This window comes from Methylobacterium sp. UNC300MFChir4.1 (genome assembly GCF_900110155.1).
Lineage (GTDB): Bacteria > Pseudomonadota > Alphaproteobacteria > Rhizobiales > Beijerinckiaceae > Methylobacterium.
Window position 1 is genome coordinate 235,347 of sequence record NZ_FOCS01000003.1, and the last position, 15,879, is coordinate 251,225.

The 15,879-nt window shown below is 71.2% G+C and carries 20 protein-coding genes; 13 read left to right on the forward strand and 7 right to left on the reverse strand.

The annotated features are described in order from the left end of the window. Positions 1–58 precede the first annotated feature (58 nt). Complete coding sequence (aroC, locus tag BMY19_RS06690) at positions 59–1,159, forward strand: chorismate synthase (RefSeq protein WP_100251245.1); 1,101 nt, start codon at positions 59–61, stop codon at positions 1,157–1,159. 32 nt (positions 1,160–1,191) lie between these two features. Then, positions 1,192–2,268: a 3,4-dihydroxy-2-butanone-4-phosphate synthase gene (gene ribB, locus BMY19_RS06695; protein WP_042675272.1), complete on the forward strand. Its 1,077-nt coding sequence runs from the start codon at positions 1,192–1,194 to the stop codon at positions 2,266–2,268. Positions 2,269–2,288: 20 nt separating this feature from the next. Here ribB and BMY19_RS06700 read toward each other — a convergent pair whose 3' ends face one another. Next, the gene (locus BMY19_RS06700; RefSeq protein WP_100251246.1) at positions 2,289–2,906 is read right to left on the reverse strand and encodes a LysE family translocator; all 618 of its coding nucleotides are present in this window, start codon (positions 2,904–2,906) and stop codon (positions 2,289–2,291) included. Positions 2,907–3,038: 132 nt separating this feature from the next. Next, the gene (locus BMY19_RS06705; RefSeq protein ID WP_020092052.1) at positions 3,039–3,968 is read right to left on the reverse strand and encodes a histone deacetylase family protein; all 930 of its coding nucleotides are present in this window, start codon (positions 3,966–3,968) and stop codon (positions 3,039–3,041) included. 191 nt (positions 3,969–4,159) lie between these two features. Between BMY19_RS06705 and BMY19_RS06710 the strand changes: the two genes are divergently transcribed. The 10 genes from BMY19_RS06710 (at position 4,160) to BMY19_RS06750 (ending at position 10,783) form a co-directional block, all read left to right on the forward strand. Continuing rightward, positions 4,160–4,738 carry a L,D-transpeptidase gene (locus BMY19_RS06710; RefSeq protein WP_100251247.1) on the forward strand — a complete coding sequence of 193 codons (579 nt, stop codon included), beginning with the start codon at positions 4,160–4,162 and terminating at the stop codon, positions 4,736–4,738. A 162-nt stretch (positions 4,739–4,900) separates the two neighbouring features. After that, positions 4,901–5,341 carry a hypothetical protein gene (locus BMY19_RS06715; RefSeq protein ID WP_020092054.1) on the forward strand — a complete coding sequence of 147 codons (441 nt, stop codon included), beginning with the start codon at positions 4,901–4,903 and terminating at the stop codon, positions 5,339–5,341. A gap of 100 nt (positions 5,342–5,441) precedes the next feature. Beyond that, positions 5,442–7,445 (forward strand): acetyl-CoA carboxylase biotin carboxylase subunit, encoded by a 2,004-nt coding sequence (locus BMY19_RS06720; RefSeq protein ID WP_020092055.1) that lies wholly within the window; start codon positions 5,442–5,444, stop codon positions 7,443–7,445. Positions 7,446–7,473: 28 nt separating this feature from the next. Next, positions 7,474–7,704, forward strand: a complete 231-nt coding sequence (locus BMY19_RS06725) for a hypothetical protein (protein WP_100251248.1) — start codon at positions 7,474–7,476, stop codon at positions 7,702–7,704. Next, entirely contained in the window at positions 7,701–7,823 is a 123-nt protein-coding gene (locus BMY19_RS31595; RefSeq protein ID WP_273564484.1) for a hypothetical protein, read from the forward strand. Before BMY19_RS06725 ends, BMY19_RS31595 begins: the two co-directional genes overlap by 4 nt. Before the next feature lie 17 nt (positions 7,824–7,840). Further along, a complete protein-coding gene (locus BMY19_RS06730; protein ID WP_091676826.1) occupies positions 7,841–8,272 on the forward strand; it encodes a gamma-glutamylcyclotransferase family protein in 432 nt (143 codons plus the stop codon). Between the two features lie 146 nt (positions 8,273–8,418). Beyond that, positions 8,419–9,267, forward strand: a complete 849-nt coding sequence (locus tag BMY19_RS06735) for a formate/nitrite transporter family protein (protein ID WP_020092058.1) — start codon at positions 8,419–8,421, stop codon at positions 9,265–9,267. Between the two features lie 55 nt (positions 9,268–9,322). Further along, positions 9,323–9,607 (forward strand): acylphosphatase, encoded by a 285-nt coding sequence (locus tag BMY19_RS06740; protein ID WP_091676823.1) that lies wholly within the window; start codon positions 9,323–9,325, stop codon positions 9,605–9,607. Positions 9,608–9,686: 79 nt separating this feature from the next. Beyond that, the gene (locus tag BMY19_RS06745; RefSeq protein ID WP_091676820.1) at positions 9,687–10,460 is read left to right on the forward strand and encodes a DUF599 domain-containing protein; all 774 of its coding nucleotides are present in this window, start codon (positions 9,687–9,689) and stop codon (positions 10,458–10,460) included. Further along, the gene (locus BMY19_RS06750; protein WP_056528788.1) at positions 10,457–10,783 is read left to right on the forward strand and encodes a DUF3253 domain-containing protein; all 327 of its coding nucleotides are present in this window, start codon (positions 10,457–10,459) and stop codon (positions 10,781–10,783) included. Before BMY19_RS06745 ends, BMY19_RS06750 begins: the two co-directional genes overlap by 4 nt. Here BMY19_RS06750 and BMY19_RS06755 read toward each other — a convergent pair. The 5 genes from BMY19_RS06755 to epmA form a co-directional block, all read right to left on the reverse strand. Then, a complete protein-coding gene (locus BMY19_RS06755; RefSeq protein WP_100251249.1) occupies positions 10,702–11,547 on the reverse strand; it encodes a YdcF family protein in 846 nt (281 codons plus the stop codon). The two genes, BMY19_RS06750 and BMY19_RS06755, sit on opposite strands and share 82 nt — an antisense overlap. A 5-nt stretch (positions 11,548–11,552) precedes the next feature. Then, positions 11,553–12,203, reverse strand: coding sequence for an RraA family protein (locus BMY19_RS06760; protein WP_100251250.1), 651 nt, complete (start codon positions 12,201–12,203; stop codon positions 11,553–11,555). Positions 12,204–12,302: 99 nt separating this feature from the next. Continuing rightward, on the reverse strand, positions 12,303–12,914 hold the full coding sequence (locus tag BMY19_RS06765; protein ID WP_042675274.1) for a glutathione S-transferase family protein: 612 nt from the start codon (positions 12,912–12,914) through the stop codon (positions 12,303–12,305). A gap of 16 nt (positions 12,915–12,930) precedes the next feature. Next, positions 12,931–13,974 (reverse strand): lysine-2,3-aminomutase-like protein, encoded by a 1,044-nt coding sequence (locus tag BMY19_RS06770; RefSeq protein ID WP_100251251.1) that lies wholly within the window; start codon positions 13,972–13,974, stop codon positions 12,931–12,933. Next, positions 13,971–15,026 (reverse strand): EF-P lysine aminoacylase EpmA, encoded by a 1,056-nt coding sequence (gene epmA / locus BMY19_RS06775; RefSeq protein WP_100251252.1) that lies wholly within the window; start codon positions 15,024–15,026, stop codon positions 13,971–13,973. Before epmA ends, BMY19_RS06770 begins: the two co-directional genes overlap by 4 nt. 191 nt (positions 15,027–15,217) lie before the next feature. On the opposite strand from epmA, the gene efp reads away from it, so the two are divergent. Continuing rightward, complete coding sequence (gene efp, locus BMY19_RS06780; protein WP_199778764.1) at positions 15,218–15,841, forward strand: elongation factor P; 624 nt, start codon at positions 15,218–15,220, stop codon at positions 15,839–15,841. The last annotated feature ends 38 nt before the right edge of the window (positions 15,842–15,879 follow it).

Genomic DNA, 15,879 nt, shown 5'->3' on the forward strand with positions numbered 1-15,879 from the left:
CCGCCCTGCACGGGCCGCGTTTGTGCCCCCGCCGCTCCCGCGCTAAGGCAGCCGCGCCATGTCGCACAACACCTTCGGCCACCTGTTCCGCGTCACGACCTTCGGCGAGAGCCACGGGATCGCGCTCGGCTGCGTCGTCGACGGCTGCCCGCCCGGCCTGCCCCTGGAGGCCGAAGAGATCCAGGCCGAGCTGGATCGCCGGAAGCCCGGCCAGTCACGCTTCACGACGCAGCGCCGCGAACCTGATCAGGTCAAGATCCTGTCCGGCGTCTTCGCGGACGACCGCACCGGCGGCCACCAGCTCACCACCGGCACCCCGATCGCGCTGATGATCGAGAATACGGATCAGCGCTCGAAGGACTACTCGGAGATCCGCGACAGCTACCGCCCCGGCCATGCCGACTACACCTACGACGTGAAGTACGGCATCCGCGACTACCGCGGCGGCGGCCGGTCCTCGGCGCGGGAGACCGCCGCGCGGGTCGCGGCCGGCGCGGTGGCGCGCAAGGTCATCCCGGGCGTGACCATTCGGGCGGCCCTCGTGCAGATGGGCCCGCACGCCATCGACCGGTCCCGCTGGGACTGGGACGCGGTCGGCAACAACCCGTTCTTCTGCCCCGATGCCGAGACGGCGTCCTTCTACGAGACCTATCTCGACGGGCTCCGGAAGGACGGCTCGTCGGTCGGCGCCGTCATCGAGGTCGTCGCCGAGGGCGTGCCACCCGGTCTCGGCGCACCGGTCTACGGCAAGCTGGACGCGGACCTGGCCGCCGCGATGATGTCGATCAACGCCGTGAAGGGCGTCGAGATCGGCGACGGGTTCGCGGCGGCGGCCCTGCGCGGCGAGGACAACGCGGACGAGATGCGGGCCGGCAACGGCGGCCGGCCGCGCTTCCTGGCGAACCACGCGGGCGGCATCCTGGGCGGCATCTCCAACGGCGAGCCGGTCGTGGTGCGGTTCGCCGTGAAGCCGACCTCCTCGATCCTGACCCCGCGCCGCTCCGTCACCCGCGACGGCGGCGAGGTCGATCTCGTCACCAAGGGCCGGCACGATCCCTGTGTCGGCATCCGCGCCGTGCCGGTCGCGGAGGCCATGATGGCCTGTGTGCTCGCCGATCACTATCTGCGCCATCGCGGACAGGTCGGATCCCAGCCCTGATCCGGGTCCGTCCCAACGATTCGAGAATGCCCGTGCCCCACTGCACCGTCACAGAGGCCATCGCGGCCTTCGCCCGCGGCGAGATCGTGGTCGTCACCGACGACGACGACCGCGAGAACGAGGGCGACCTCGTCGTCGCCGCCTCGCTCTGCACGCCGGAGAAGATGGCGTTCATCATCCGCAACACCTGCGGCATCGTCTGCGCGCCGATCACCCAGAGCGAGGCGCGGCGCCTGCACCTCGCCCCGATGGTCGCGTCGAACGACGCGCCGCTGGGCACGGCCTTCACGGTCACGGTCGACGTCAAGCACGGGCTGACGACCGGCATCTCGGCGGAGCAGCGCTGCAACACCGTGCGGGCGCTGGCCAACGGCAACATGGGCGCCGGCGACTTCGTGCGGCCCGGCCACGTCTTCCCGCTGATCGCCCGCGACGGCGGCGTGCTCATGCGCTCGGGCCACACCGAGGCCGCCGTCGACCTGTGCCGCCTCGCCGAGCTGCCGCCCGTAGGCGTGATCTGCGAGCTCGCCAACGACGACGGCACCGTGATGAAGGGGCCGCAGATCGAGACCTTCGCCGAGAAGCACGGCCTCAAGCAGGTCTCGGTGGCTGACCTGATCGCCTATCGGCAGGCCCGCGATCGTCTGGTGGAGCGGGTCGGACACTTCCCGGTGCGCTCGAACCACGGCGACCTGAACGCTTACGTCTTCTCGACGCCCTTCGAGTCGATCCAGCAATTCGCGTTCGTGATGGGCGAGATCGGCGACGGCCGCGACGTGCTGGTGCGCCTGCACCGCTCCAACGTCGCGGCCGACGTGATCGGCGGCGGCAAGCAGATCGACGCCGTGCTCAAGCGCTTCGCGGCGGCCGGGCGCGGCGTGCTGGTCTATCTCCGCGACGGCACCGCGGGTGTCCCGGTCAAGAGCGTCACCGACGAGGGAACGGAGGCGCTCCGGGCGCGGCAGTGGCGCGAGGTCGGGCTCGGCGCCCAGATCCTTCGCGATCTCGGCGTGGTCTCGATCCGCAACCTCGCCACCTCGTCCCGCTCCTATGTCGGCCTCTCGGGCTTCGGTATCGAGCTCCTCGGCGACGAGCCCCTGGAGGGCTGAGGCCCGGAAGAGCGCACCAGTCAGGCGCGGCGCAGGACGGTCCAGACCGCCGCGCCGGCCATGATCGCCGCGGCGCCACGGTTCAGCCGCGCGCGAAAGGCCGGCCGCCGGAGAGACTCGCGCGCCCGCGCCGCCAGCGCCGCGTAGGGCGTCATCACGGCGAAGAGGATCGCGGCCGTGATGACGACGAGGCTGACGCAATCCGCCGCCGTCACGCCCCGCAGATCGACGAGCGTCGGCAGGATCGCGAGGTAGAAGACGATCGTCTTCGGATTGCCCAAGGTGATGGTCAGCCCGGCGACGAAGCTGGTCCACGGCCGGTCCCGCGATTCCCCCTCGACCCGGGCTGCGGCTCCGGCCGCGCGCCAGAGCCGGAACGCCAGGTAGGCCAGGTAGAGCGACGCGCCGTAGCGGACGACGACGAAGACCGCCCCGAGCGCCTCCGCGATCAGCGACAGGCCGAAGATCGCGGCGGCGAGATAGGTCAGGTCGCCGAGGATCAGGCCGAGCGAGAAGGCCATCGCGGCGCCGAAACCCGCGCCCAGGGCCCGGGCGACGAGGGCGACGACGCCGGGCCCGGGGATCGCGGCAGCGACCCCGAGGGCCAGCGCGTAGGTCAGGAAGCCCGCGAGCGTCATCGAGCGGTGCCCGCGGCCGGGACGGGAATGCTCCGCAGGGGTGGGCCCAGACGGCTCCGTGGCGGCATGGCGGCGATCTCCTCCGAGACGCCGATTATCGCGTGCCGCCGGACGACCGCAATGCAGCCGCCGTCAGCGGCCCATCAGCGCGTCGACGTGGGCGGCCACCGACTTGCCGAGGCCCTCGAGGCTGTAGCCGCCCTCGAGGATCGAGACGACCCGGCCGCCCGCGCAGCGCTCGGCCAGGTCCATCAGGCGGCGGGTCGCCCAGCCGAAATCCTCGGCCTCCAGCCGCAGGTTGGCGAGCGGGTCCAGCCGGTGCGCGTCGAAGCCGGCGGAGATCACGATCACGTCCGGCCGGAACGCCTCCAGGCGGGAGAGGATGCCGGTCTCGAACGCCTCGCGGAACACCTCGCCGTCGTCGTTCGGCCGCAGCGGCACGTTGACGATCGTGTCCTTCTCGCCCCGCTCGGACGGCGATCCGGTTCCCGGGTAGAGCGGCATCTGGTGGGTCGAGCAGTAGAGCACAGAGGCGTCGTTCCAGAAGATGTCCTGGCTGCCGTTGCCGTGGTGGACGTCCCAGTCCACGAGCGCCACCCGCTCGGCGCCGTGCTTCTTCCGGGCGTGCAGCGCCGCGATGGCGGCGTGGTTGAACAGGCAGAAGCCCATCGCGCGGGTCCGCTCCGCGTGGTGGCCGGGCGGGCGCATGGCCACGAAGGCGTTGCGGCACTCGCCGCCGACGACGGCGTCGACGGCGTGCATCCCGCCGCCCACGGCCCGCAGCGTCGCCTCGAGGCTGCCCGCCGACAGGATCGTGTCGGAATCGATGCCGACCATGCCGTGCTCGGGCACCGCCGCCACCAGCGCGTCCACGTACTCGCGCGGGTGCGCGAGGGTGACGGCCTCGATCTCGCCCCGGGGCGCCGTGGCCCGCACGAGGCCCGCGAAGCGCTCGTCCTCCAGGGCCCGCTCCACCGCGCGCATCCGGGCCGGTCGCTCCGGATGCCCCTCGGGGACCTCGTGATCGAAGCTGGCGGGATGGCTCACGTAGAGGGTGGTCACGAGGGTCGCTCCCGGGATGCTCGCCTGTCGCGCACCGGCAACAGGAGCCGGCAATGTGCCACGGGCCCAACGCGCGGACTACGGCGGGGTGCCGTTGCCCCCTTATGGTTGCGTGATTCTTCCACGGGACGGACCCGGATCGGCGATCCGCGCGCCCCGTCCGCGGTCGCGACGACCTTCGAGGCGGGGATATGCGCATCATCTCGGGACTCGGCTGCGCCCTGCTGCTGGCGGGCTGCACCTTCAAGGGCGTGCCCGATCCGGCGCTCTCGGCCCGCGACGCCGAGTACATGGCCCTGGTGCCCGAGGCCGAGTTCGATCCGCACTTCGCCCGCTACGAGATCGCCGACCCGACCCGGGAAGCGCCCGGCACGATCGTCGTCGAGACCAAGGAGCGCCAGCTCTACCTCGTCCTGCCGAACGGCTGGGCGATGCGCTACGGCGTGTCGGTGGGCGACGAGGCGTATGGCTGGACCGGCACGGCCCGGATCGACCGCAAGGCGGAGTGGCCGGCCTGGAACCCGCCGGCCGAGATGATCCGGCGCTGGCCGCACGTCCACGCCATGCAGGGCGGCCCGATGAACCCGCTCGGCGCCCGCGCCCTGTACCTGTCGGATCGCGGTCGGGACACGCTCTACCGGATCCACGGCACGAACGAGCCCGAGAAGATCGGCCAGGCGGTCTCCTCGGGCTGCATCCGAATGCGCAACATCGACGTGGTCGACCTCTACAACCGGGTGCCCGTGGGAGCCACGGTCATCGTCCGGTAACGCAACCGGTCAACGTCCCAATAAGCCTGCTTGCTCGGGGGGTGTTTACCTGAACTTCCGTTCAGATCTCGCCATTAACCTCTGGAAGGGGAGCGGTCCCGTAAGTTGAAGACACACAGGGACTAGAGCCGACCGCAACAAAGGTCGGGGAGGCAGGCGATCATGACCACCATTTCCGTTCAACAGTTCTGCAACCATGCTGTCTCGGCCGGCACGATCAGCGACGAGGACCTGCTCGTCCTGAAGCGCGAGGTTCTCCCGGACGGCCTCATGAACCGCGAGGAGGCCGACCTCCTGATTGCCCTCGAGCGGGCGGTGATCGGTTCCGACGCCTTCGCCGACTTCCTGGTCGCCTCGGTCGTCGACTTCGCCGTGTGGGGCTCGCGCCCGACCGGCTACATCGACCGCGACGTCGCCGCGTGGCTCGCCGCCTCGCTCAGCGGCCGCGACGGCCCGAGCGCGGTGGGTGCCCGGATCGCCATGGAAGTCGTCCGCGAGGCCGAGAGCAGCGCCGAATCACTGGTGGCCTTCGCCCTCGAGGCCAACCGTCGCGCCCGCGACACGGTCCAGGCCCCGCGCATGACCTTCGCCCTGGCCGCCTGAGCCTCAGACCAAGGCGCAGCTTCCGTCCGCGGCGCAACTGATCTATCGGGACAGTCAAGCCGGTGCGCAATCCGGCGATCTCGAAAGCAGTGCGCCAGCGATGTTCGACAAGATCCTGATTGCCAACCGGGGTGAGATCGCCTGCCGGGTGATCAAGACGGCCCGGAGGATGGGCATCAAGACCGTAGCGGTCTACTCGGATGCCGATCGCGACGCCGTGCACGTCGCCATGGCCGACGAGGCCGTGCATATCGGGCCCGCTGCCGCCTCCGAATCGTACCTCGTGATCGAGAAGATCGTCGAGGCCTGCAAGAAGACCGGCGCCCAGGCCGTCCATCCGGGATACGGCTTCCTCTCCGAGCGCGAGGCCTTCCCGAAGGCGCTCGAGGCCGCCGGCATCGTGTTCATCGGCCCCAACCCGGGGGCCATCGCCGCCATGGGCGATAAGATCGAGTCGAAGAAGGCGGCCGCCGCCGCCGAGGTCTCGACGGTTCCGGGCTTCCTCGGCGTGATCGAATCACCCGAGCACGCCAGGAAGATCGCCGACGAGATCGGTTACCCGGTGATGATCAAGGCCTCCGCGGGCGGCGGCGGCAAGGGGATGCGCATCGCCTACTCGGGCGAGGAAGTGGCGGAGGGCTTCGCCCGCGCCAAGTCGGAGGCGGCCTCCTCCTTCGGCGACGACCGCGTCTTCATCGAGAAGTTCATCACCGACCCGCGCCACATCGAGATCCAGCTGATCGGCGACAAGCACGGCAACGTCGTCTACCTCGGCGAGCGCGAGTGCTCGATCCAGCGCCGTAACCAGAAAGTGATCGAGGAGGCGCCGTCACCGCTCCTCGACAAGAAGACCCGCCGCAAGATGGGCGAGCAGGCCGTCGCGCTCGCCAAGGCGGTGAACTACGATTCGGCCGGCACGGTCGAGTTCGTCGCCGGGCAGGACAAGTCCTTCTACTTCCTGGAGATGAACACCCGTCTGCAGGTCGAGCATCCGGTCACCGAGATGATCACCGGCCTCGACCTCGTCGAGCTGATGATCCGCGTCGCGGCCGGCGAGAAGCTGCCGATCACCCAGGACGACGTGAAGCTGAACGGCTGGGCGGTCGAGAGCCGCGTCTACGCCGAGGACCCGACCCGCAACTTCCTGCCTTCGATCGGCCGGCTGACCACCTACCGTCCGCCGGAGGAGGGCCAGCAGGGCACGGCGATCATCCGCAACGATACCGGCGTGGAGGAGGGCGGCGAGATCGCCATCCACTACGACCCGATGATCGCCAAGCTGGTCTCCTGGGCGCCGACCCGGGCCGAGGCGATCGCCGCGCAGGGCGAGGCCCTCGACGCCTTCGCCATCGACGGCATCCGCCACAACATTCCGTTCCTCTCGGCGCTGATGGCCCATCCGCGCTGGCAGGAGGGTCGGCTGTCCACAGGCTTCATCGCCGAGGAATTCCCCGAGGGTTTCACGGCTCCGGAGCCCGCCGGCCCGGTGGCGATCCGCATGATGGCGGCGGCGGCGGCGATCGACCACAAGCTCAACCAGCGCAAGCGCGGCATCTCCGGGCAGATGCGCGCGCCCGGCCTTTTCGCCTTCGAGCGTGAGCGCGTGGTGATCCTGGCGGGTCAATCCTTCCCGGTGACGGTCGAGCCGGAGGGCGAGGACATCCTCGTCACCCGCGACGACGGCACGGCGCTCACGGTGGCGAGCGCCTGGCGCCCGGGCGAGCCGGTCTGGATCGGCACGATCGGCTCGGAGCGCGTGGCGATCCAGGTGCGCAGCCTGCTCAACGGCGTGTTCCTGCAGCACGCCGGCGCGGCCGCCGAGGCCCGGGTCTACACCCGCCGCGAGGCGGAGCTCGCCGCCCTGATGCCGGTGAAGGAGCAGGCCGGCTCGGGCAAGCAGGTGCTCTGCCCGATGCCCGGCCTCGTGAAGCAGATCCTCGTCACCGAGGGCCAGGAGGTGAAGAACGGCGAGCCGATCGCGGTCGTCGAGGCCATGAAGATGGAGAACGTCCTCCGCGCCGAGCGCGACGCTACGGTGGGGAAGATCCACGCCAAGGAGGGCGACAGCCTCGCGGTCGACGCGGTGATCCTGGAATTCGCCTGATCGCGGGGCATGCGTCGCGCTCGCGGCCGTGACTGCGGTTCACAACGAGCAGACCAAGCTGCTGGCGACGGCGCTGAACAACATCGCGGTTGCCTACGTCGTCATCGGCTTCGTCACGCCGATGACGGCCGCGAGCTTCGGTGTGCCGAGTGCACCGGCGCTGCGCGTCGAGAACGCGATCTTCACGCTCGTTCGGCTGGGGACCGGCTGCGCACTACATTACGGTGCGAGGCGTGCCCCCCGGAGCCTGAAGCCGTGAACTACGACTGGATCTTCGTAACGTTTGGCATTCCGGCGATCACGCTGGCGATCGCCTACGCGGCCGTGCGCGCGAACGAGCGGGCCGCGCGGCGCCTCGATCCCCCAGCGGGCGAGTAGGCTCCCACAGCTCCGGCATGCCCCTCTATTTCGCCTACGGCGCCAACATGGATGCCGCCGCGATGGCGCTGCGCTGCCCGGTTTCGCGGCTGATCGGCGGCGGACATCTGCCGAACCACCGCTTCATCATCATGCGCGAGGGCTACGCGTCCGTCGTGCCCGATCGAAGGCGCACCGTCTGGGGCGTCCTGTGGGAACTCGCTCCCGACGACATCCCGGCCCTCGACCGCTACGAGGGTGTCGCCGGGGGTCTCTACACCAAGGCGGCGCTGCCGGTCCGCACCGGGGAGGGCGTCAAGCGCGCCCTGATCTATCGCGGATGCTCGACGGCGCCCGGCCGTCCGAGGCCCGGGTACCTGGAGGCGGTCGTCGCGGCGGCGCGCGCGGCGCAGCTGCCGCCCGCCTATCTTCGGGAACTCGGCACCTGGGCCCGCGGCCTGCCCGCCTGAGCGTCGCGCAGTTGGTACGCGACATGCTTGCCCACGAGCGAGCTGGAGGGCGAGCGGCAGCACCGCGCCCGTCCGGCCATCCGTGATTGCGCGGCGCGCCCGTCGGTCAACGACGATCGGCGTGCGTTCGCGAGGGAGAGTTGTGCATGTCGTATCTGGCGCCCGCCGATTTCGTGAAGAAGGCCGTCGATGCCGGTGAGGCGAAGGTCTTCATGGCTACCAAGGACACGTTCATCCGAGCCTACATGGCCGGCGCGATCCTGGCGCTCGCCGCCGCCTTCGCGGTGAGCGTCAACCAGGCGACCGGCCAGCCGCTGGTCGCGGCGCTGCTGTTCCCGGTCGGCTTCTCGATGCTGTACCTGCTCGGCTACGACCTGTTCACCGGCGTCTGCGTGCTCACGCCGCTCGCCCTCATCGACAAGCGCCCCGGCGTCACCGTGGCCGGCGTCGCCCGCAATTGGGTGCTGGTCTTCTTCGGCAACTTCGCGGGCGCCCTGACCACCGCGGTGATGATGTCGATCGTCTTCACCTTCGGCTTCGCCACCGAGCCGAACGCCGTCGGCAAGCTCATCGCCGGGATCGGCGAGGCGCGCACCCTCGGCTACGAGAAGTACGGCGCCTCGGGGATGCTGACGCTCTTCGTCCGCGCCATGCTGTGCAACTGGATGGTCTCGACCGGCGTCATCGGCGCCATGCTGTCGACCTCGGTGCCCGGCAAGGTCATCGCGATGTGGATGCCGATCACGGTGTTCTTCTTCATGACCTTCGAGCACTCGGTGGTGAACATGTTCCTGTTCCCGTCGGCGATCCTCATGGGCGGCCACCTCACGGTGATGGACTACCTGCTCTGGAACGAGATCCCGACGCTGATCGGGAACATCGTGGGCGGCATCGCCTTCACGGGCCTGATGCTCTACTCCACGCATGTCCGCACCGGCGCGACGCGGACCCCGGCCCTCGGCGCCGGCATGCGTCGCCCGATCGCGGCCGAGTGAGGCCCTCCCGGCCCGCGCCGCCGGCGCGGGCCCATCCAGGCGAGACCGCGCCCGCATGAGCGAGACCCGGACGATCTCCGTCATCGTCACCGGTCGCGTCCAGGGCGTGTCCTACCGGGCCTGGACGCAGTCCGAGGCCCGCGCCCGCGGCCTCGCCGGTTCCGTGCGCAACCGCGACGACGGCACGGTCGAGGCGGTCTTCAGCGGCGCGCCGGAGGCCGTGGCGGAGATGGCGGCCCTGTGCCGGTCGGGTCCGCCGGGTGCGCGCGTGACCGACGTGGCCGCGCGGGACGGCGGCGACGTGCCGCGCGGCGGCGAATTCCGGATCCTGCGCGACTGAGATCGCCGCCGCGGGTTCAGCGCGCGCCCGCGGACTGGTATGGCGGACGGCCCCTTCGCGTATCCGCCATCCGGAGACCATGACCGACCTGTCCGCCGGCAGCGCCGCCTTCTCGCATCTCGATCTCGCGGCGCTGCTCTACTTCGTCCTCGCCTGGATCGCCTACGGCCTGTCCGTCGGCCGGCTGCGCGGCAGGATGGTCTCCCTCAGCCAGATCATGAACGGCCACCGGGCCAACTGGGCGCGCCAGGTCATCGGCCGCGACAACCGGGTGGTCGACACGCAGATCAACGCGTCGCTGCAGAACGGCACGGCCTTCTTCGCCTCGACCTCGCTCATCGCGCTGGGTTCCGTCCTGACCCTGTCGCGCTCCGGGGACGACGTCCTGAATATGTTCGCCACGCTGCCCTTCGGGACGGTGGCCAATCGCCTGACCTGGGAGCTGAAGGTCGCCGGCCTCGCGCTGATCTTCGTCTACGCGTTCTTCAAATTCGCCTGGGCCTACAGGCTGTTCAATTACACGGCGATCCTGCTGGGCGCCGTGCCGCACAAGGGGTCCGGCACGAGCGACGTCGAGATGCTGCGGGCTGTGCGGCGGCTCGCGGCCATGAACGTCAGCGCCGGGCGGCACTTCGCCCGCGGTCAGCGCGCGTTCTTCTTCGCGCTGGCCTATCTCGGCTGGTTCATCAGCCCCTACGTGCTGTTCGTCTCGACGACGGCCGTCGTGATCATCATGTGGCGCCGCCAGTTTGCCTCGGAGATCCGCAAGGCGCTCCTCGAAGCCGGGGAGGGGCCCCACGAGGGACCGCTCGAGGCGCCGCTCCTGTCGCCCGCCGAAGAGGCCCGCACATGACCGACCCACGACCCGACGACGCCGCGATCGAGACGGCGATGCTGCGCCTCGTGGCCGAGCGCGGCGCCGACAAGACCGTCTGCCCCTCGGAGGTCGCCCGCGCCCTCGGCGGCCCGCACCCGGACGGCTGGGGCCCGCTGATGCAGCCGGTCCGCCGGGTCGCGGTGCGGCTCGCCCATGCCGGGCGGATCGCGATCCTGCGGAAGGGGAAGCCCGTCGACCCGGACGATTTCCGCGGGATCTACCGCCTGTCGCTGCCGGCCTCCGATGCGGCCTCGGAAGCTCCCCTGGAATCCGGTCCCGGCAGCCAGTCCGGCGTGTAGCCGGACAGGCGGTAGGCGACGAGGCCGATCCACTCCTTCACGGCCAGGTCGAACTGGAGCAGCCCGTCCGACGCGAAGCCGTGGAAATGCGCGACGTCGCTCCAGCCTCGGGTCCGGTAATCCACCGGGAACGCGTCCACCGTGAAACCGGCCTGCCGGAAGCAGCCGACCGCCCGGGGCATGTGCCAGGCCGAGGTCACGAGCAGCCAGCGCTCGCCGAGCTTCGGCTGGACCAGGGCCGCCGAGAAGGCGGCGTTCTCGTGGGTATTGCGCGAGCGGTTCTCCAGGATAAGGCGCGTCCGCGGCACGCCGATCACGTCCGCCTGCCGGCTCACGATGTCGGCTTCGGCCATGCCGCCCGCGATGAAGCCGCTGCCGCCGGAGAAGACCAGCCGCGCCGCCGGGTAGCGCCGGGCGAGGTCGGCGAGATAGATCGGCCGCTCGCCGGCATCGTTGACGACGATCTGGCGACGCGCCTCCGAGAGGCTCGTCTCGATGCCGCCGCCCAGCACGATGATCCCGGCCGGGGCCGGCCCGTCATCCGGATAGGCGGGGAAGCGCTGCTCGAGGGGGATCAGGGCCACGTCCGACAGGGGCGCCAGCCCGGCCGCGCCGAGCAGCAGGGTGCCGAGCAGCGCCAGACCGAGGCCGGCCCTCCGCCACCGCGTCACCGCCGCGACGGCGATCCCGAGCAAGATCGCGAAGATGCAGAAGTTCGACGGGGTGATCAGGAAGAAGATCACCTTCGAGACGGGGAAGAACACGGTGCTCAGGCCGGCTTCGTCTCGGCCTCGAACCGGGCGAGCGCCGCGGCGTCCGGCGGAAGGAGACTCGCGAGGTCGGCGCCGCGCTCGACCTCGCGCTGGATCCAGAGATCGAGGCGCTGCTGCTCGACGGCCTCCAGGGCGACCCGCTCGGCGAGCGCCGCCGGCACGGCGACGAGGCCGCTCGAGTCGCCGACCAGGATATCGCCGGGATGGATGGCGGCGCTGCCGCAGGCGACGCGCTCCTGCGTGCCGACCAGGGCCAGGGCTCCTGTGGCCGCGGCCGGCCGGCACCAGGCGGGTAGGCCGATCTCCTCGGGCAGGGCCGCGTCGGTGATCAGACCGACGGCGCCGCGCTGCGCGAGGCGTGCCGCCAGGATCGCTCCGAATGGCAGGGCGAGGGCGGAGGCCGCGGCATCGATCACGACCACAGCGCCTTCGGGGACGGCATCGATGGCCGCGGCGAGATCGCCCGCGGCGTCGTCGCGGGCCGGGATCATCCGCATCGTGTAGGCGGGCCCGACCACGGTTCCGCTCCCCCGCGCCGAGAGCCCGTGCGGCGTGCAGGCCTTCACCCCAGCCCGCGCCAGGGCGCGGGCGAGGCTCGCCGGTGTCACGGCGGAGAGCGCGTCGCGCAGGGTCGGGTCGATCGCCATCGGGGGCTCCGTGAAAGGCCGGTCCCGGTCCGGGCGGCGCGGTCGGGAAGGTGGATCGCGCGGGCGTGCCGGCAAGGCTCCGGGCGCTCGCGACGGCCGTCAGGCGATGGGCTCGCCGAGCGCCCGGGCGGCGCCGGGCCGGGCGGCGATCCGGTCGTACCAGCGCCGCAGCGCCGGGCGCTCGATCCGCTCGGCCGGAAGGTTCAGCCAGCGATGCGCCGCGCAGCCGAGGGCGATGTCGGCGATGCCGAAGCTGTCGCCGACCGCGTAGGTCCGGTCCGCGAGATGGCGGTCGAGGATCTCCGCCATGGCCTCGCTCTTCTTCAGCGATGCGGCGATCAGGCCGCGGTCCGGATCGGCCGCGCGGTAGAGCTGCCAGAAGGCGTCGCGCATGGCCGGCGTGAAGCTCGTGGCCTGCCAGTCGAGCCACTGCTCCGCGTGGGCGCGCGCCCGGGGGTCAGCCGGCAGGGCCAGGGCCGGGCTCACCGCCGCCAGGTAGCGGAGGATCGCGTTGGATTCCCACAGGACGAAGCCGTCCTCCTCCAAGGTCGGGACGAGGCCGTTCGGGTTCATCGCGCGGTAGCCGGGGTCGTCGACGACCCCGTGGGCGCCGCCGGCCTCGACCCGCTCATACGGCAGGCCCGTCTCGTCGAGTCCCCACACCGCCTTCTGCACGTTCACCGAGGTGAGGCGGCCCCAAAGCCTGCGCATAATCGAAGAGTCTCCGTCACGCCTTCGGCGGGTAGGCGTGGTCCTGCCCGCCCGGATCGGTCACGCGCACCCCGTCGGGGGTGTCGTGCAGGTAGCCCGGTCCGATCGGTACCTTGCCGTGGCCGCCGGGAATGTCGAGCACGTAGGTCGGCTGGGCGAGGCCGGAGAGGCGGCCGCGCAGGGCGCGCATCAGCGCCTGCCCCTCGGGCACGTCCGTGCGCAGGTGGGCCGTCCCGGGGGCCAAGTCGCCGTGGTGGAGATAGTACGGTTTGATCCGGTTCTCGACGAGGACCCGCATCAGCGCCTCGAGGGTCGCGGCCTCGTCGTTGACGCCGCGCAGGAGCACCGACTGGCTGACCAGGGGAATGCCGGCATCGACCAGGCGGGCGCAGGCGGCGCTGGCGGCGGCGGTGAATTCCCGCGGATGGTTGGCGTGGACGGCGACGAAGACCGCGCGCCCGAACCGCTTGAGCGCTTCGACGAGGGCGTCGGAGACGAGATCGGGCTTCACCACGGGCACGCGCGTGTGGACCCGCATGACCCGGACATGTGGGATGGCGGCGAGGCGCTCCGCGATGGCGCCGAGGCGGCGCGGCGAGAGCGCGAACGGGTCGCCGCCGGTAAGAACCACCTCCCAGATCCGCGGATCCTGCGCGATGTAGGCGAGGGCGGCGTCGAGTTCGGCGTCGGTGAGGGTCCCGAGCCCGTCGGGTCCGACCATCTCCCGGCGGAAGCAGAAGCGGCAGTAGACCGGGCAGATGTGGAGCGGCTTCAGCAGCACGCGGTCCGGGTAGCGGTGCACGATCCCCGTCACCGGGGCGTGGGCGGCGTCGCCGATCGGGTCGGCGCGCTCCTCCGGCGTCGCCACGGCTTCCGCGGTGCGGGGCACGAACTGGCGGCCGATCGGGTCGTCGGGGTCCTGCGGGTCGATCAGCTCGGCCATGTCGGGCGTCACCGAGACCGCGTAGCGCGCGAGGACGGCGCCGAGGGCCTCGGCCTCCGCCCCCGAGATCAGGCCGGCGGTGAGGAGGTCGTCCGCGCTGCGCAGGACCCGGTTCATGGCCGCGTCTCCGCCACGGGAGTCCAGATCACGTCCTCGACCCGGGTAGCCCCGCAGGCCAGCATCGCCAGGCGGTCGAAGCCCAGGGCAACTCCCGACGCCTCCGGCATGACGGCCAGCGCCGCGAGGAACTCGTCGTCGATCGGGTAGCGCTCGCCGTAGACCCGCTGCTTCTCGGCCATCTCGGCCTCGAACCGGCGGCGCTGCTCCGCCGGGTCGGTCAGCTCGCCGAACGCGTTGGCCAGCTCGACGCCGCAGGCGTAGAGCTCGAACCGCTCGGCCACCCGCGGGTCGTGCGGCGCCGGACGGGCGAGGGCGGCCTCGCTGATCGGGTACTCGCACAGGATGGTCGGGCGGCCGAGGCCGAGATGCGGCTCGATCCGCGCGACGAGGACGCGGGAGAACAGGTCGGCCCAGGTATCGTCCGGGGCGACCCGGAGGCCGGAGGCCGCGACGGCGGCGGCCAGAGTCTCGCGGTCCGTCTCGCCGCCCGGTGCGACGCTCGCCAGCAGGTCAATCCCGGCGAAGCGGTCGAAGGCCTCGGCCAGGGTCAGGCGCACCGGCTCGGCGAAGGGATCCGTCTCCCGGTCGCGGAAGGTGAAGCGGCGGGCGCTGGCGGTCTCGGCCGCGCCGGCGAGCAGGTCGGCGCAATCCCTCATCAGCGCCGTGTAGGGGGCGCCGGCCCGGTACCACTCGAGCATCGTGAACTCGGGATGGTGCAGCGGCCCGCGCTCGCGGTTTCGGAACACCCGGGCGACGCTGAACAGTCGTGGCTCGCCCGCCGCCAGCAGCTTCTTGCAGGCGAATTCCGGCGAGGTGTGCAGGTAGAGGGACGTGCGGGCGCCGCTCGCACCGACGGCCTCGGTGGCGAAGGCGGACAGGTGCGCCTCGTTGCCGGGCGAGACCTGCAGGCAGGCGGCCTCGGCCTCGACGAAGTCGCGGTCCGCGAACCACGCGCGGAACGCCGCGAGGATGCGGTTGCGCAGGATCAGCGCCGGGCGCCGGTCGGCGTGACGGCCGGCCGACCACCAGGGGGAGGCGGGTCCGCTCACGACCAGCCTCCGCGCCGGATCGGGACCGGCCGGCTCCGACCGGGACGCGTCGCGTTCTGGAGCACTCTCATCCTCGGACCTGACTGGCTCCGGGCCGCGGAGACGCGCCGCGGCCGATGCCGGTTGCCATCGACGGTCCACGCCCGCCCGCTGGCAACCGCGGCGCAGATGCGATAGTGGCGGGGTCCGAGATGCAGCGCCCGCGCTTGGCGCGTGCCGGCCCCCATGTCAATGCAGGACGCAATTCCGTGAAGGTGATCGCCTCAACGCTCCGTAAGGGCAACGTCGTCGAGAAGGACGGCAAGCTCTACGTGATCCTGTTCGCCGAGAACATCCACCCCGGCAAGGGCACCCCGGTGACCCAGCTCGACATGCGCCGGATCACGGACGGCGTGAAGGTGTCCGAGCGCTACCGGACGACCGAGCAGGTCGAGCGCGCCTTCGTGGAGGATCGCGAGCACACCTTCCTCTACAGCGACGGCGAGGGGTTCCACTTCATGAACCCGGAGAACTACGAGCAGATCGCGGTGCCGCAGGACGTGGTCGGCGACGCCGCCCCGTACCTTCAGGAGGGCATGGCGGTGATGCTCTCCGTCCATAACGGCGTCCCGCTGACCATCGAGCTGCCCCAGCGTGTCACGCTCGAGGTCGCCGAGACCGAGCCGGTCCTGAAGGGCCAGACCGCCTCGTCTTCCTACAAGCCCGCGACCCTGTCGAACGGCGTGCGCACGACCGTGCCGCCCCACATCGCCGCCGGCACCCGCGTCGTCGTCATGACGGCCGACGGATCCTACGTCGAGCGCGCCAAGGACTGATCCGGTCCGCGCCGGCGACCAACCCTGCGAGGTCGGTC

Excerpts from the sequence above, each read along its gene's own strand:
- aroC (WP_100251245.1), top strand. The coding sequence starts at position 59 with ATGTCGCACAACACCTTCGGCCACCTGTTCCGCGTCACGACCTTCGGC.
- BMY19_RS06745 (WP_091676820.1), top strand. The coding sequence starts at position 9,687 with ATGACCGACCTGTCCGCCGGCAGCGCCGCCTTCTCGCATCTCGATCTC.
- BMY19_RS06715 (WP_020092054.1), top strand. The coding sequence starts at position 4,901 with ATGACCACCATTTCCGTTCAACAGTTCTGCAACCATGCTGTCTCGGCC.
- BMY19_RS06735 (WP_020092058.1), top strand. The coding sequence starts at position 8,419 with ATGTCGTATCTGGCGCCCGCCGATTTCGTGAAGAAGGCCGTCGATGCC.
- BMY19_RS06765 (WP_042675274.1), bottom strand. The coding sequence starts at position 12,914 with ATGCGCAGGCTTTGGGGCCGCCTCACCTCGGTGAACGTGCAGAAGGCG.
- BMY19_RS06740 (WP_091676823.1), top strand. The coding sequence starts at position 9,323 with ATGAGCGAGACCCGGACGATCTCCGTCATCGTCACCGGTCGCGTCCAG.
- BMY19_RS06710 (WP_100251247.1), top strand. The coding sequence starts at position 4,160 with ATGCGCATCATCTCGGGACTCGGCTGCGCCCTGCTGCTGGCGGGCTGC.
- BMY19_RS06760 (WP_100251250.1), bottom strand. The coding sequence starts at position 12,203 with ATGGCGATCGACCCGACCCTGCGCGACGCGCTCTCCGCCGTGACACCG.
- BMY19_RS06730 (WP_091676826.1), top strand. The coding sequence starts at position 7,841 with ATGCCCCTCTATTTCGCCTACGGCGCCAACATGGATGCCGCCGCGATG.
- BMY19_RS06700 (WP_100251246.1), bottom strand. The coding sequence starts at position 2,906 with ATGACGCTCGCGGGCTTCCTGACCTACGCGCTGGCCCTCGGGGTCGCT.
- BMY19_RS06750 (WP_056528788.1), top strand. The coding sequence starts at position 10,457 with ATGACCGACCCACGACCCGACGACGCCGCGATCGAGACGGCGATGCTG.
- BMY19_RS06720 (WP_020092055.1), top strand. The coding sequence starts at position 5,442 with ATGTTCGACAAGATCCTGATTGCCAACCGGGGTGAGATCGCCTGCCGG.
- BMY19_RS06770 (WP_100251251.1), bottom strand. The coding sequence starts at position 13,974 with ATGAACCGGGTCCTGCGCAGCGCGGACGACCTCCTCACCGCCGGCCTG.
- efp (WP_199778764.1), top strand. The coding sequence starts at position 15,218 with ATGCAGCGCCCGCGCTTGGCGCGTGCCGGCCCCCATGTCAATGCAGGA.